The sequence below is a fragment of the Mycolicibacterium parafortuitum genome, from assembly GCF_010725485.1.
Taxonomy (GTDB): Bacteria; Actinomycetota; Actinomycetes; order Mycobacteriales; family Mycobacteriaceae; genus Mycobacterium.
The window spans coordinates 3,724,100-3,739,356 of sequence record NZ_AP022598.1; the positions used below are offsets into that span (position 1 = coordinate 3,724,100).

The 15,257-nt window shown below is 70.3% G+C and carries 14 protein-coding genes; 10 read left to right on the plus strand and 4 right to left on the minus strand.

The features are described 5' to 3' along the window. The first annotated feature begins 9 nt into the window (after window positions 1-9). Window positions 10-414, plus strand: coding sequence for an Rv2175c family DNA-binding protein (locus NTM_RS17855; protein WP_083146047.1), 405 nt, complete (start codon window positions 10-12; stop codon window positions 412-414). Here the strand turns inward: NTM_RS17855 and NTM_RS17860 are convergent. From NTM_RS17860 to NTM_RS17875, 4 genes are read right to left on the minus strand one after another with little or no spacing between them, the layout of a single operon-like run. Further along, window positions 335-1,876: an alpha-(1->6)-mannopyranosyltransferase A gene (locus tag NTM_RS17860; protein WP_104865264.1), complete on the minus strand. Its 1,542-nt coding sequence runs from the start codon at window positions 1,874-1,876 to the stop codon at window positions 335-337. The two genes, NTM_RS17855 and NTM_RS17860, sit on opposite strands and share 80 nt — an antisense overlap. 4 nt (window positions 1,877-1,880) lie before the next feature. Then, complete coding sequence (gene idsA2 / locus NTM_RS17865) at window positions 1,881-2,960, minus strand: bifunctional (2E,6E)-farnesyl/geranyl diphosphate synthase (RefSeq protein ID WP_163767019.1); 1,080 nt, start codon at window positions 2,958-2,960, stop codon at window positions 1,881-1,883. 43 nt (window positions 2,961-3,003) lie between these two features. After that, window positions 3,004-3,699 carry an LppM family (lipo)protein gene (locus NTM_RS17870; protein ID WP_272955233.1) on the minus strand — a complete coding sequence of 232 codons (696 nt, stop codon included), beginning with the start codon at window positions 3,697-3,699 and terminating at the stop codon, window positions 3,004-3,006. Window positions 3,700-3,725: 26 nt separating this feature from the next. Continuing rightward, window positions 3,726-4,328 carry a GNAT family N-acetyltransferase gene (locus NTM_RS17875; protein ID WP_163767020.1) on the minus strand — a complete coding sequence of 201 codons (603 nt, stop codon included), beginning with the start codon at window positions 4,326-4,328 and terminating at the stop codon, window positions 3,726-3,728. 218 nt (window positions 4,329-4,546) lie between these two features. Here NTM_RS17875 and NTM_RS17880 point away from each other — a divergent pair, with 218 nt between their 5' ends. From NTM_RS17880 to murD, 9 genes are all read left to right on the plus strand, one after another. Continuing rightward, window positions 4,547-4,948, plus strand: a complete 402-nt coding sequence (locus tag NTM_RS17880; RefSeq protein WP_083146051.1) for an SCO2097 family morphological protein — start codon at window positions 4,547-4,549, stop codon at window positions 4,946-4,948. A 281-nt stretch (window positions 4,949-5,229) separates the two neighbouring features. Further along, window positions 5,230-5,664 (plus strand): division/cell wall cluster transcriptional repressor MraZ, encoded by a 435-nt coding sequence (locus NTM_RS17885; RefSeq protein WP_083146052.1) that lies wholly within the window; start codon window positions 5,230-5,232, stop codon window positions 5,662-5,664. Continuing rightward, entirely contained in the window at window positions 5,639-6,772 is a 1,134-nt protein-coding gene (rsmH, locus tag NTM_RS17890) for a 16S rRNA (cytosine(1402)-N(4))-methyltransferase RsmH (protein WP_179963955.1), read from the plus strand. Before NTM_RS17885 ends, rsmH begins: the two co-directional genes overlap by 26 nt. After that, entirely contained in the window at window positions 6,769-7,788 is a 1,020-nt protein-coding gene (gene ftsL / locus NTM_RS17895) for a cell division protein FtsL (RefSeq protein ID WP_163767022.1), read from the plus strand. The genes rsmH and ftsL overlap by 4 nt, the downstream gene beginning before the upstream one ends. Continuing rightward, entirely contained in the window at window positions 7,785-9,650 is a 1,866-nt protein-coding gene (locus NTM_RS17900) for a peptidoglycan D,D-transpeptidase FtsI family protein (protein ID WP_104865260.1), read from the plus strand. The genes ftsL and NTM_RS17900 overlap by 4 nt, the downstream gene beginning before the upstream one ends. 55 nt (window positions 9,651-9,705) lie before the next feature. Further along, window positions 9,706-11,235: a UDP-N-acetylmuramoyl-L-alanyl-D-glutamate--2,6-diaminopimelate ligase gene (locus tag NTM_RS17905; protein ID WP_163767023.1), complete on the plus strand. Its 1,530-nt coding sequence runs from the start codon at window positions 9,706-9,708 to the stop codon at window positions 11,233-11,235. Next, the gene (locus tag NTM_RS17910; protein WP_163767024.1) at window positions 11,232-12,725 is read left to right on the plus strand and encodes a UDP-N-acetylmuramoyl-tripeptide--D-alanyl-D-alanine ligase; all 1,494 of its coding nucleotides are present in this window, start codon (window positions 11,232-11,234) and stop codon (window positions 12,723-12,725) included. The genes NTM_RS17905 and NTM_RS17910 overlap by 4 nt, the downstream gene beginning before the upstream one ends. Continuing rightward, the gene (gene mraY / locus NTM_RS17915) at window positions 12,722-13,801 is read left to right on the plus strand and encodes a phospho-N-acetylmuramoyl-pentapeptide-transferase (protein ID WP_083146057.1); all 1,080 of its coding nucleotides are present in this window, start codon (window positions 12,722-12,724) and stop codon (window positions 13,799-13,801) included. The genes NTM_RS17910 and mraY overlap by 4 nt, the downstream gene beginning before the upstream one ends. Continuing rightward, complete coding sequence (murD, locus tag NTM_RS17920; RefSeq protein WP_163769536.1) at window positions 13,788-15,251, plus strand: UDP-N-acetylmuramoyl-L-alanine--D-glutamate ligase; 1,464 nt, start codon at window positions 13,788-13,790, stop codon at window positions 15,249-15,251. The genes mraY and murD overlap by 14 nt, the downstream gene beginning before the upstream one ends. The last annotated feature ends 6 nt before the right edge of the window (window positions 15,252-15,257 follow it).

Consider the following 15,257-nt stretch of genomic DNA (forward strand, 5'->3'; position numbering starts at 1 on the left):
CTCTGTGCGATGAGCAGCATCCCGACTGCCGATGACGTCCTTGATCCCGACGAAGCCGTGTACGAACTGTCCGAGGTGGCCAAGCTGTTGGGCATCCCGGTGTCCAAGGTGCAACAGCAGTTACGCGAAGGCCATCTGGCGGCGGTGCGCCGCAACCGGACCGTGGTCGTGCCGAAGGCGTTCTTCGACTCGTCCGGCCACGTGGTGAAGAGCCTGGCCGGCCTGCTGGTCGTCTTGCATGACGGGGGATACACCGAGACCGAGATCATGCGGTGGCTCTTCACCCCTGATCCGTCGCTGTCGATCCGCCGCGACGGCGACCCCGAGCCGAAGGCTAGTGCGCGTCCGGTTGACGCGTTGCACTCGCATCAGGCTCGTGAGGTGGTCCGCCGCGCTCAGGCGATGGCGTACTGACCTCGCCTGCCTCCGGCTGCTTGGAGAGCCAGTACCAGGCCGCCGCGGCGCAGGCGCAGGCCAGCAGCACGTGCGTCCACGAGTACATGCCGTGGGCGCCGTCGGGCCGCCAGATCACGGTGATCCACGTGGAGAAGCCCGCGATGAGCGCGATCGCGCGGCGGGACTGGGCCAGCGCCGCGATCACCGCCAGCGGCCAGGTGTAGTACCAGGGCAGCGCGGCCGGAACGAACAGCACCACCACCACCATCACCCACGCGATGCCCATCAGCGCGTCGCGGTCGGTGCGGCGGTAGCGCCACCACAGCAGCGGTGCCGCGATCGCGATCGCGGCGATGCCGAGGATGCGGGTCGCCTCCAGCACGGCGTAGAAGTTCACCGGGATGACGAGGCCGACGACGGCGTTGGTGACGTTGGCGATCGCGGTCGGGATGGTCAGCCAGTTGATGATCTTCACCGAGCCCGCCAGTGCGGTCAGCCAGCCCAGCCCGACGCCGGCGGCCAGCGACAGCACCGCGAACACCGCGACGAACACCACCAGTGATGCCGCGGTCGCGGCGGCGAACGCCTTGGCCGGGCGCAACCCGCGATGGTCACGCAGTCGGCGCGCCCACACCCACACCATGAACGGAAGCGCGAGTCCCGCCGTCGCTTTGACCGCGACCGCGACGGCGATCAGGGTGACGCCTGCGACGTTGCGGCCGCCGAAGCACAGCGCGATGCCGGCCATCATCAGCCCGACCATCAGCATCTCGTTGTGCACGCCGCCCATCAGATGGATGATCACGAGCGGGTTGAGCACCGCGATCCACAGCGCGGCCGCGCCGCTGGCGCCGACATGGCGGGCCACTCGGGGCGCCGCCCAGATCAGCAGCGCCAGCCCGGGCAGCATGCACAGTCGCAGCAGCATGGTGCCGGCGACGACGTCGTTGCCGACGAGCATCGTGACGAACTTCGCGACGAGGATGAACGCGGGACCGTACGGCGCGGTCGTCGTGGTCCAGATCGGGCTGACGTCGTCGAGCAGTGAGTTCGGGTTCTCGATCGGGCCGACGACATAGGGGTCGAACCCGTCGCGCAGCAGCGCGCCCTGCGCCAGGTACGAATACGTGTCGCGGCTGAACAGCGGCACACTGAGCAGCAGTGGGGTCAACCAGAACGCCGTGGTCGCCAGCATCGTGTATTCGGTTGCGGTGCGGTCGATCACGCGCCGGCCCAGCCACACCCATGCGCTGAGCATCAACGCGACGCCGGCCCACAGCAGCACCGAGGACACGACCAGGCCGTGGCCGAATCGCAGCCAGGACAGGTGCAGCGACTCCAGCAGCGGATCGTGCAACCGGGTGCTGCCCGCGCCGAGGCCGCCGGCGGTCAGCAGTACCGCGCCGAGCGCGCCGACGAGCGCGGGGCGTCCCTGCGGGGACAGCGTGAATTCTTTGAGACGTGTGATGCTCGCGGTCATGCGTTCAGGCGGACCGGTTCGAGGCCAATCTGGCGAGCTCTGCCAGTCCGGCCTTGGCCTGCGCGTCGATCGGCACCGAGTTCAGGATGTCGAGTGCGCGACGGGTCAGGGTGTCGATCCGGCCTTCCACCGCGGCCAGTGCGCCGACGGATTCGATCACCTGGCACAGCTCCTTGACCTGGGTGTCGGTCAGGTCGGTGCCGACCGAGCGGCGCAGCAGCTCGGCCGAGTCCGGATCGTGCTGGCCCGCGAGTTCGAGGGCCTCGGCGAGCAGTACCGTGCGTTTACCGGACCGCAGGTCGTCACCGGAGGGCTTACCGGTGACGGCGGGGTCGCCGTAGACACCGAGCACGTCGTCGCGAAGCTGGAACGCGACGCCGAGGCTGGTCCCGAGTTCGTGGAAGGCCTCCAGGATCTCGGGGCGCTCCGCCGCCGCCGCGGCGCCGAGCTGCAGCGGCCGGCTGATCGTGTACGAGGCGGTCTTGTAGATGTTCACCGTCAGCGCGGACGAGACGGTCTCGCTGCCGCTGGACTCGTTGACGATGTCGAGGTACTGGCCGCCGAGCACTTCGGTGCGGATGGCCGACCAGACGCGCTGGACCCGGCGATGAGCGTCGGCGCCGATCTCGGCGCCGGAGATGATGTCGTCGGCCCACACCAGCGACAGGTCCCCGAGCAGGATCGCCGCCGAGAGCCCGAACTGCTCCGGTGAGCCGTGCCAGCCGTTGGTGCGGTGGCGCTCGGTGAAGATCCGGTGCACGGTCGACAGCCCGCGCCGCGTCGCCGACGCGTCGATCACGTCGTCGTGGACGAGCGCGCACGCATGCAGTAGCTCCAGCGCGGAGAACAGACGCAGAACCTCGGGGCCCGGCTCGGAACCGGCGACGGCGCGATATCCCCAGTACGCGAACGCGGGGCGCAACCGCTTGCCGCCGCGCAGCACGAACTCTTCGAGGGCCTCGGTCAGGACCGCGTAATCGGCGCCGATGTAGGCGGCGTCGCGACGGCGCTCCCGAAGGTAGTCGCGCAGTTCATCGTTGACGGCTGCCGCCAGCTCGACGGCTGACGGTGCCGCTGCGTCCACGCTCAGCGGGCGCCCCTTTCTTCTCGGTCAAACCCCCGACTGTTCAGCGTAAAGCCTTCGGCTCCGGTGAGTCGCCCGGCCGCGGGGATCGGTCTCTGCTGTTGTAGGCCAGCCACCCGGTGATCCCGGCGACCAGCAGCGACGCGACGCCCAACCAGATCGCCGCACCGGTGAACGACCTGGCGCTGGGATCGGTGTAGCGGGCCTGGGCGGTCATCGTGCTGACCACGCCGGGGCGCAGCTTCCACTCGACCACCGAGGACGAGATCTGGTCGCCGTTGGTGGAGGTGACCTCACCGGGGAACGCCACCGACAACGACACGTCGGCTTCGGGGTCGTTCAGCGAGGTCAGATCGACGCGGCCCTCCAGGATCACCAGGTCGCCCGCGCGGCGCAGGGAGATGTCCACTCCGGCGGCGTCCCGGTTCATCGCCGCCAGCTGCGGCAGTTCGGCGAAGGTCAGGTCCGAGAACGTTGCCTGCGAGCCGACGTAGTCGTCTCTGCTGTATTCGGAGATCGCGACCTTCTGCGCGAACGGCAGGTTGTTGAGCAGCTGCGGGCCCTGGTCGTCGTCATCGCGGGGGATCGACGCGGCGATGATCTGACCGGAGACGCGGTCGTTGGGCGACACGGTGATGGAGGCCCGGACACGGACACAACCGATCAGCGAAGGCGCGAGCACCAACAGCATCAGCATCAGCGCGAGCAGTCGCCTGCCGGTGCGGGGACGGGTCAGCACCTGGTCATCGTGCCAGACGGACTCGTTCAGGTCAGCGGGAGTGTGCGGCCGAGGATCGCGAACGCACGGGGGTCGCCCGCAAAGTGGTATCCGCGGATGACGTCGGTGAAGCCGAGCCGGCGGTACAGCCGCCAGGCCCGGTTGTCCTCACCGTTGATCTCCGGGGTGGACAACAGCACCTGCCGTTCGGTGCGTCCGTCGAGCAACCGGCGGATCAGCGCCTCCCCGAGGCCGCGGCCCTGGGCGTGCGGGTGGATGTGCAGTTCGGTGAGCTCGAAGTAGCTGGTCATCAACTCCTCGATGCGCGACCCGTCGGCGCCGCTGCGGCGCAGCCCCGAGATGACCTGCTGCTGCCACCACTGGTCGGGGGCGCCGCAGTAGCCGTAGGCGATCCCGAGCATCGGGGCGCTCGGTGGGGGAGCGTCTGGTGTGTCCCCGGCCATCTCGTCGGGGACCTCGACCGCGGCCACGGCCTTCCAGCCCTGCCTGCGGATGTGCTCCAGCCACATGGACGCCCGCTGGTGCTCGGTGCCGCGCGGGTAGCGCATGGCGTCGACGTAGATGGCCAGCGCGTCGCCGAGACGCTGCTGCATATCGGCGGGCGACAGATCGATCAGACGTGTCGCCAAGGGTTCGCCCTCCCGGAGTTGGATCGTGCGGCCGCCTCCATTATTCGGGAAGTGGATGCGCTGACTTCCACCAGCGGTGTACGTCATAGAATCGGGCACTGAAGTAGGTGGTACGGCTTAGTTTCACCTCGTATCATTACTGTTAAGTGCCCGTACACGCGGGCATGCATGATTTCTTCGAACGACTGCGACGCCCCCACGGCAAGAGGGAGGGACGAATGCCACTCTCCGATCATGAGCAGCGCATGCTCGACCAGATCGAGAGCGCGCTCTATGCCGAGGACCCCAAGTTCGCGTCGAGCGTTCGGGGCGGCACTTTGCGCGCTCCGTCGACGCGGCGCCGTCTGCAAGGCGTCGCCCTGTTCGTGCTCGGCCTGGCGATGCTGGTGTCCGGTGTCGCGTTCAGGGCGACCTGGATCGGCAGCCTGCCCGTGCTGTCGGTGATCGGCTTCATCGTGATGTTCGGCGGTGTCATCTTCGCGATCACCGGGCCGCGCGTCGGCAAGGGCGAGCGGATCCCCAACGATCTGGCAGCTCAGCGTCAGAAACGTGCCAAGGGTGCCGGCGGTTCGTTCACCAGTCGGATGGAAGACCGGTTCCGCCGCCGCTTCGACGAGTAGACCCTCCACCTGGAACAGGGGCAGCCCATAGGGCTGCCCCTTCTTTTTTGCCCCACATCTCCCCACCGGGGCTATTTGCCCAGGTGACCGCCGTTGATGCGAGGTCGGCGGCGCTCCGGCGTCGGCGTCCCACGATGGCGAAAGCCCTGGAAGTGGGGGATGGGTGGAAACGCGCGGCAGTATTTGGAGCAAAGTGGGGGATTGTGGGGTAAAGTGGCGGACAACGGAGCGACCGGAGTTCCGTTACAGCAAGGCTTGAGCGAGGGCTGCGAGGTGGCGAGATGTTCTTCGGCACCTACACGCCCAAGCTCGATGACAAAGGGCGGCTGACGTTGCCCGCCAAGTTTCGCGACGCGCTGGCAGGAGGGTTGATGGTCACCAAGAGCCAAGATCACAGCCTGGCTGTCCACCCGCGGGCCGAGTTCGAGGAGATGATCGCCGAGATCTCGTCGAAGGCCAAGCGCGGAAATCCCCAGGCACGCGCGTATCTGCGCAACCTGGCCGCAAGCACCGACGAGCAGTACCCCGATGCACAAGGCCGCATCACGTTGTCACCTGAACACCGCCGCTACGCGAACCTGTCCAAGGAGTGCGTGGTGATCGGTTCGATCGACTTCCTGGAGATCTGGGACGCCCAGGCCTGGCAGGAATACCAGGAGCTACACGAAGAGAACTTCTCCGCGGCCAGCGATGAAGCACTCGGCGACATCCTCTGATCTGGCCCCCGGCCCGCAGGCCCGTGCAGTGTGGCCTCTGTCCGATCCGGCCCTGACGTACTTCCCCGACGTCAGGTTCGCGCTCTCGGGCAGGGACCTCACTGCAGGGGCCGCCCCGATTCCTCGAAGTGCAGCCATGGTGGATGACCAGCCTCATATCCCGGTCCTGCTGGACCGGTGCGTCGAACTTCTGGCGCCTGCCCTGACGCGCGTCAGCGCCGACGGGGCCGGGGCGACGATCGTCGACGCCACCCTCGGCGCCGGCGGACATTCGGAACGATTCCTGACGCAGTTCCCGGCCGTGCGCCTGATCGGACTCGACCGCGACCCCGACGCGCTGCACATCGCCGGACAGCGGCTGGCGCCGTTCGCCGACCGGGTCACGCTGGTGCGCACCCGCTACGACGGGATCGCCGACGCGGTGGCCACTGCCGCGGGCGGCAGTGTGGACGCGATCCTGTTCGACCTCGGAGTGTCCTCGATGCAGCTCGACCGGGTCGAGCGCGGATTCTCCTACGCCAGCGACGCGCCGCTGGACATGCGGATGGATTCCGGATCGGATCTGACCGCCGCCCAGATCCTGAACACCTACGACGAACGGGCGCTGGCCCGGGTGCTGCGCGAGTACGGCGAGGAGAAGTTCGCCGGCCGCATCGCCGCGCATGTCGTCCGGCGCCGCAAGACCGAGCCGTTCGAGACCACCGGACAACTGGTCGAACTTCTCTACCAGGCCATCCCGGCCCCGGCCCGCCGCACCGGCGGCCATCCCGCCAAACGCACGTTCCAGGCGCTGCGCATCGAGGTCAACGCGGAGCTGGACTCGCTGCGTGCCGCGATCCCGGCGGCGCTGCGATCGCTGCGCCCGCACGGCCGGCTGGCGGTGATGGCCTATCAGTCGCTGGAGGACCGGATCGTCAAGACGGCCTTCGCCGCCGCGACCGCGTCGCGCACCCCGCCCGGGCTGCCGGTCGAATTGCCAGGGCACGGGCCCGAATTCACCGCGCTGACCCGCGGTGCCGAGCGCGCCGACGCAGAAGAGATCGAACGGAATCCGAGAAGCGCCCCCGTCCGGTTGCGCGCAGTGGAAAAAGTTGGGGGAGAGCGATGAAGGCGAAGAAGCCACCACGCGACGGCGTCCGCACCCGCGACAGGGAGCGCACAGCGCAGCCACGGGCCAAGCGCGCCGGCGTGCGCGAGGCCAAGCGGATGCCCACCGACGCTCCGCCGCGCGGCCGCAAGGCAACCCGTGACGGGCGCCCGCAGCGGTCGGCGCCGCGGTCCACACCGTCCTCGCGCCCGGTCGACACCCCGGCACGGCCGAAGAGCGCGACCCAGGCCAAGGCGCGCGCCAAGGCCCGGAAGGCCAAGGCTCCCAAGGTTGTTCGGCCCCCGCTGCGTGAACGGCTGCTGGTCCGGCTGGCCTCGATCGACCTGAACCCGCGTCGCCTGGTCTCGCGGGTGCCGTTCGTCGTGCTGGTCATCGCGGCGCTCGGCGTCGGTCTCGGCGTGACACTGTGGCTGTCCACCGACGCGGCCGAACGGTCCTACCGGCTCGGCAGCGCACGCCAGGTCAACCAGGCTCTGATGCAGCAGAAAGAGGCGCTCGAGCGCGACGTGCTGCAGGCCCAGGCCGCGCCTGCGCTCGCCGAGGCGGCCCGCGAGCTGGGCATGATCCCGTCCCGGGACACCGCGCACCTGGTGCAGGATCCGGCCGGCAACTGGGTGGTGGTCGGCACGCCCAAACCGGCCGAAGGCGTTCCGCCGCCCCCGTTGAACCCGCCGCTGCCCGATCCGGTGCCTCCGGCCCCGCCCGCCCCGCGCGTCGTGGAGCCCCGCGAGGTGCCGGTACGCGTGCCGACGGCGCCGTCCGCCGGACTGCCCGCGCTGCCGCTGGCAGTGCCGGGACTCGAAGTGCCGCAAGTTCTTCCGGTTCCCGGCGCTGTTCCCGGTGTGGTACCGCCCGGCGCCGTGCTGCCTGCCGTACCGCAGCCCGGGGAGATGCCGCACGCGGTGTCGGGAGATCTGCCGATGCCGGGTCCGATCGAACCCGCACCTGCACCCGCGCCGATTCCCGCTCCCGTGCCCGAGCCGGCGCCCGTGCCGGTGCCCGAGGCGGGCGTGTGAGCCGGGAACGCTCCGCCCGGGCCCGGCGCACACGGCAGCCCGCTCCCCAGACCGGTTTGCGCAGTGCGTCGTTCGTGTTCCGGCACCGCGCGGGCAATGCGGCGATCTTCCTGCTCCTGGTCATCGCGGCAGCCCAGCTGTTCACCCTCCAGGTGCCCAAGGCCGAGGGGCTGCGCGCCGAGGCGGCCGGTCAGCTCAAGGTCACCGACATCGAGCCCGCGCTGCGCGGGTCGATCGTCGACCGCAACGGCGACAAGCTCGCGTTCACGACCGAGGCCAGGGCGCTGACGTTCCAGCCGGTCCGGGTGCGCAAGCAACTCGACGAGGCCAGGGCGAAGTCCGACGACGCACCCGAGCCCGACGCCCGGCTGCGCGAGATCGCCGCCGAGGTGTCGCAACGGCTGGGCGGTAAACCCGACACCGCGACCGTGCTCAAGAAGCTGCGCAGCAACGAGACGTTCGTCTATCTCGCCCGTGCGGTCGACCCGGCCATCTCTGACGCGATCATCGAGAAGTTCCCCGAGGTCGGCGCCGAGCGCCAGGATCTGCGCCAGTATCCCGGCGGGTCGCTGGCCGCCAACATCATCGGCGGCATCGACTGGGACGGGCACGGCCTTCTCGGACTTGAGGATTCGCTGGACTCCGTACTCGCGGGCACCGACGGGTCGGTCACCTACGACCGCGGCTCCGACGGTGTGGTCATCCCGGGCAGCTACCGGAACCGCCATACCGCCGTCAACGGTTCGACGGTCGAACTGACCATCGACGACGATATCCAGTTCCACGTGCAGCAGCAGGTGCAGCTGGCCAAGGACGCCTCCGGGGCCAAGAACGCCTCGGCCGTCGTGCTCGACGCCAAAACCGGTGAGGTGCTGGCGATGTCGAACGACAACACGTTCAACCCGGCGCAGGACATCAGCCGCCAGGATCACCGTCAATTGGGCAACCTGCCGGTGTCGTCGCCGTTCGAGCCCGGCTCGGTGAACAAGATGATCACCGCCGCCGCGGTGATCGAGAACAAGCTGACCACGCCCGACGAGGTGCTGCAGGTCCCCGGCTCCATCCACATGGGCGGCGTCACCGTCGGCGACGCGTGGGAGCACGGCGTGATGCCGTACACCACCACGGGCGTGTTCGGGAAGTCGTCCAACGTCGGCACGCTGATGCTGGCGCAGCGGCTCGGGCCGGAGAAGTTCGCCGACATGCTCAGGCTGTTCGGTCTCGGGCAGCGCACCGGGGTCGGGCTGCCCGGTGAGAGCCCGGGCCTGGTACCGCCGATCGATCAGTGGTCGGGCAGCACCTTCTCCAATCTGCCGATCGGGCAGGGTCTTTCGATGACCCTGCTGCAGATGACCGCGATCTACCAGGCCATCGCCAACGACGGTGTGCGGATCCCGCCGCGAATCCTCAAGGCAACCGTCGCGCCCGACGGTACCCGCACCGAGGAGCCCCGCCCGGACGGTATCCGGGTGGTATCCGCAGAGACTGCGCGCACGGTGCGCGACATGTTCCGGTCGGTGGTGCAGCGCGATCCGCGCGGCATCCAGCAGGGCACGGGACCGCAGGCCGCCGTCGAGGGCTACCAGATCGCGGGCAAGACCGGCACCGCCCAGCAGATCAACCCCGCCTGCGGCTGCTACTACAGCGACGTCTACTGGATCACCTTCGCCGGGATGGCCCCGGCCGACGACCCCCGGTACGTGATCGGCGTGATGCTCGACGCACCGCACCGCGCCGCCGACGGCTCGCCGGGCTCCTCGGCCGCGCCGCTGTTCCACACCATCGCGTCGTGGCTGCTGCAGCGGGAGAACGTGCCGCTGTCGCCGGATCCGGGTGCGCCGCTGACGCTTCAGGCCGGGTGAAAAGGCGGAGCGACGGGGGAATCGGACCTCCGGTGATCGGTACTGTGTGATCGCCATGAATCTGCGCCCCACCCATCCCGTCGGTCTCCCGCTCTCCGAGCTTGCCGGCCTGGTGTCCGCCGAGCCCGCCACCGCGGTCCCGGACGTCCAGGTCATCGGTGTGACGCTGCGCGGGCAGGACGCGGCGCCAGGGGACCTGTTCGCCGCACTGCCCGGCGCGAAGGCCCACGGTGCGCGCTACGCCGCCGACGCCGTCGCGCGCGGCGCCGTCGCGGTGCTGACCGACCCCGACGGTTCGGCGCAGGCCGGCGACCTCGGGGTCCCGGTGCTGCTGCACCCGGACCCGCGCGCCGTGCTCGGCGACGTCGCCTCGGCGGTCTACGGTCGGCCGTCGCAGAAACTGCGGGTGATCGGGGTGACCGGCACCTCGGGCAAGACCACCACGACCTACCTGGTCGAGGCGGGTTTGCGGGCGGCGGGCCGGGTCGCGGGCCTGATCGGCACCGTCGGGGTCCGCATCGACGGGCACCATCAGCCGGGTGGCCTGACGACGCCGGAGGCCCCCGACCTGCAGGCGCTGCTCGCGGTGATGCTGGAGCAGGGGGTGGACACCGTGGTGATGGAGGTGTCCAGCCACGCGCTGACGCTCGGCCGGGTGGACGGCGTCTGCTTCGCCGTCGGCGGTTTCACCAACCTGTCGCGCGACCACCTCGACTTCCACCCGACCATGCAGGACTACTTCGAGGCCAAGGCCCGGCTGTTCGACCCGGCCTCACCGATCCACGCCCAGCAGGCGGTGGTGTGCGTCGACGACGAGTGGGGCAGGGCCCTGACCGAGCGTGTCCCGGACGCGGTGACCGTCAGCGCCACCGGGCCCGCCGACTGGCACGTGGACGAGATCCGCTCGGTCGACGGCGGTGTGCAGGATTTCCTGGCGGTCGACCCGGCCGGGGTGCACCACGGTCTGGAGATCGGGTTGCCCGGCGGCTACAACATCGCGAACTGTCTGCTCGCGGTCGCGCTGCTGGATGCGGTCGGTGTGTCGCCGGAACAGGCCGCGCCCGGGCTGCGGGATGCGACGGTGCCGGGACGGCTGGAGGCCGTGGACCGCGGACAGGAATTCCTCGCGCTGGTCGACTACGCCCACAAACCAGGTGCGCTGCAGGCGGTGCTGCAGACCCTGCGCGCCCAGTGCACGGGACGCCTGGCGGTGGTGTTCGGCGCAGGCGGCAACCGGGACCAGGGCAAGCGTGAACCGATGGGCCGGGTCGCGGCCGAACTGGCCGACCTGGTCGTGGTCACCGACGACAACCCGCGCGACGAGGATCCGGCAGAGATCCGCGCGGCGATCCTGCGCGGCGCCACCGGCGCCACCGGCGCCGTCGGCGAGGTCGTCGAGATCGGGGACCGGCGTGCGGCCATCGCCCACGCGGTGGCCTGGGCGGGTACCGGCGACATCGTGCTGATCGCGGGCAAGGGACACGAGGCCGGCCAGACCAGCCGCGGACAGACCACGCCGTTCGACGACCGCGAGGAACTGGCCGCGGCGCTGGACGCGCTGCAGACCGGGCGGTCGCCGCGATGATCGAGTTGACGCTGGCCCAGGTCGCCGAGATCGTCGGTGGCCGTCTCTCCGACGTGTCTGCCGCCGAGGCCGAACGCATCCGTATCACCGGCACCGTCGAGTTCGACTCGCGCGCGGTGACCGAGGGCGGACTGTTCCTCGCGCTGCCCGGAGCCCGCACCGACGGGCACGACTTCGCCGCCGCCGCCGTCGAATCGGGTGCCGCGGCGGTGCTGGCCGCCCGCCCGGTCGGCGTGCCCGCCGTCGTGGTTGATCCCGTCGTGGTCGAGCACCCCGCCGGGACCGCCGGGGTGCTCGAACACGACGCCGACGGTTCCGGGGCCGCCGTGCTCGCCGCGCTGGCGAAGCTGGCGGCCGCGGTCGCCGCGAAGCTCGTCGAGGGCGGGCTGACCATCATCGGCATCACCGGCTCGTCGGGCAAGACCTCGACGAAGGACCTGATCGCCGCGGTGCTCGCTCCGCTCGGCGAGGTGATCGCCCCACCCGGGTCGTTCAACAACGAACTCGGTCACCCGTGGACGGTGCTGCGCGCGACCGAATCCACCGATTTCCTGGTGCTGGAGATGTCGGCGCGGCACCCCGGCAACATCGCCGCGCTCGCCCGTATCGCAACGCCCACCATCGGGGCGGTGCTCAACGTCGGCACCGCGCACCTCGGCGAGTTCGGTTCCCGCGAAGCCATCGCCGCGACGAAATCCGAACTGGTGCAGGCGGTTCCGGAATCGGGCGTGGCGATCCTCAATGCGGACGACCCCGCGGTGGCCGCGATGGCGGACAAGACCGCCGCGCGGGTGGTGCGCGTCGGGCGCGACTCGCCGGGCGCGGACGTCAGCGCCGACGGTGTCAGCCTCGACCCGCTGGCGCGGCCCACCTTCACGCTGCGCGCGGGCGCTGAACAGGTTCCGGTGACCCTCGCGGTGCACGGCGACCACCAGGTCTCCAATGCGCTGATCGCCGCGGCCGTCGCGTTGGAGTGCGGCGCGACGCCGCAGCAGATCGCCGCCGCGCTCGGCGCCGCCGGGCCGGTGTCGCGGCACCGGATGCAGGTCAGTACCCGGGCCGACGGTGTCACCGTGGTCAACGACGCGTACAACGCGAACCCGGACTCGATGCAGGCCGGGCTGAAAGCGCTGGCGTGGATGAGCCGGGGCGGCACACCGAAACGCCGCAGCTTCGCGGTATTGGGCGAGATGGCCGAGCTCGGCGAGGACGCCATTACCGAGCATGACCGCATCGGCCGGCTGGCGGTGCGCTTAGATGTCTCTCGACTCATCGTCGTCGGATCCGGGAGGCCTATGAGCGCCATGCTGCACGGTGCGGTCATGGAAGGGTCGTGGGGTTCCGAGGCGACGCAGGTCGCCGACGCCGACGCGGCGCTGGCGCTGCTGCGCGACGAGCTGCGGCCCGGCGACGTCGTGCTGGTGAAGGCCTCCAACTCCGCGGGCCTGGGTGCGCTGGCCGAGACACTGGCGACGGAGGGCGGCCGATGAGGCAGATCCTGATCGCCGTCGCGATCGCGGTGGCGGTGTCGATCCTGTTGACCCCGGCGCTGATCCGGTTGTTCACCAAACAGGGATTCGGCCACGAGATCCGTGAGGACGGGCCGCCGAGCCATCACAAGAAGCGCGGCACCCCGTCGATGGGCGGCGTCGCGATCCTGGCCGGCATGTGGGCGAGCTACTTCGGCACCCACCTGGTCGGCGTGCTGATCGACGGCAAGGGTCCGTCGGCGTCGGGTCTGCTGGTGCTCGGCCTGGCCACCTCGCTGGGTGTGGTCGGGTTCCTCGACGACATGATCAAGTTGCGCCGGGCCCGCAACCTGGGGCTGAACAAGACCGCGAAGACGATCGGCATCCTGGTCGCGGCGGTGCTGTTCGGTGTGCTGGCGCTGCAGTTCGCCAACGCCGACGGCCTGACCCCGGGCAGCCCGGAGCTGTCCTACGTCCGCGAGATCGCGACGGTCACGCTGGCACCTGCGGTGTTCGTGCTGTTCTGCGTCGTGATCGTCAGCGCGTGGTCGAACGCGGTGAACTTCACCGACGGCCTCGACGGGCTGGCCGCCGGTGCGATGGCGATGGTGTGCGCGGCCTACGTGCTGATCACGTTCTGGCAGTTCCGCAATGCGTGCGCGACCGCGCCCGGCGTCGGCTGCTACAACGTCCGTGATCCGCTGGACCTGGCGATCATCGCGGCGGGGACCGCGGGCGCGTGTATCGGCTTCCTGTGGTGGAACGCCGCGCCCGCCAAGATCTTCATGGGTGACACCGGATCGCTGGCGCTGGGCGGCGTGATCGCCGGCCTGTCGGTCACCAGCCGCACCGAGATGCTGGCCGTCGTGCTCGGCGCGCTGTTCGTCGCCGAGGTCACCTCGGTCGTCGTGCAGATCCTCGCGTTCCGCACCACCGGCCGCCGGGTGTTCCGGATGGCGCCGTTCCACCACCACTTCGAGTTGGTCGGCTGGGCGGAGACCACGGTGATCATCCGGTTCTGGCTGTTGACCGCGATCGCGTGCGGGCTCGGTGTCGCGCTCTTCTACAGCGAATGGCTGACCACTGTCGGGGCCTGACGTGGACGACCTTGTCGGGCTGTCCGTTCTGGTCACCGGCGCGCGGGTGACCGGCGAGGCGATCCTGGCGGCACTGACGTCGCTCGGGGCACGCGCCACCGTCACCGACGACAGCGAGGCGGCGCGCGCCGCGCTGGCCCAGCGCGGCGTCGACGTCGCCGCTCCGGCCGACGCGGTGGCCCGTGTCTCCGACTTCGACCTGGTCGTGACCAGCCCGGGGTTTCCGCCGACGGCACCGGTGCTGGCCGCGGCCGCCGCGCACGGCGTCCCGGTGTGGGGCGATGTCGAGCTGGCGTGGCGGCTGGACCGGTCGGGCCGGTTCGGTCCGCCCCGCAAATGGCTCGTGGTGACCGGCACGAACGGTAAGACCACGACCACGTCGATGCTGTTCGCGATGCTGGAGGCCGCCGGCCGCAGCGCGGTGCTGTGCGGCAACATCGGCGATCCGGTGCTGGCGGTCCTGGACCGGCCGGCCGAGGTGCTGGCCGTCGAGCTGTCCAGCTTCCAGTTGCACTGGGCGCCGTCGCTGCGGCCCGAGGCCGGCGCGGTGCTCAACGTCGCCGAGGACCACCTCGACTGGCACGGCTCGATGGCGGCCTACGCGCAGGACAAGGGCCGCGCGCTGACCGGTCGGGTCGCTGTCGGCGGGCTCGACGACCCGATCGCCGCCGGGCTGCTGGCCGGTGCGCCGGCGCCGGTGAAGGCCGGGTTCCGGCTCGGTGAGCCGGGGCCGGGTGAACTGGGCGTGCGCGACGGCCTGCTGACGGACAACGCGTTCGGCGACGCTCTGGTGCTGGCGCCTGCGGACAGCATCACGGTCGCGGGTCCGGTCGGCGTGCTCAACGCGCTCGCCGCGGCGGCCCTGGCCCGCGCCGTGGACGTGCCCGCGGCCGCGATCGCCGCCGCGCTGGCGGGCTTCCAGGTCGGCAGGCACCGCGCCGAGGTGGTCGCGACCGCGGACGGCATCACCTATGTCGACGATTCGAAGGCCACCAACCCGCACGCCGCGCACGCGTCGATCAGCGCGTTCCCGCGGGTGGTGTGGATCGCGGGCGGGTTGCTCAAAGGCGCCTCGGTCGACGAGTTGGTGGCCGCGACCGCCGATCGGCTGGTCGGTGCGGTGCTGATCGGCCGCGATCGCGCGGCCGTCGGTAACGCTTTGGCGCGACACGCACCGGATGTCCCCGTCGTCGAGCTTGTGACGGGGGAGGATTCTGTGGTGCTTGAGAAAGATGAGTCAGCTGTTACTCGTGTGACTCGAGTGGTTCAGGTGGGGGAGCAGTCGCTGTCCGAGGCCGTGATGGGCGCCGCCGTCGACGCCGCACAGAGCCTGGCCCGGCCCGGCGACACCGTGCTGCTGGCCCCCGCCGGCGCCTCATTCGACCAGTTCAGCAGCTACGGCCATCGTGGTGACGCGTTCGCCGCGGCAGTCCACGCAGCGCTGCGGTAACCGGGC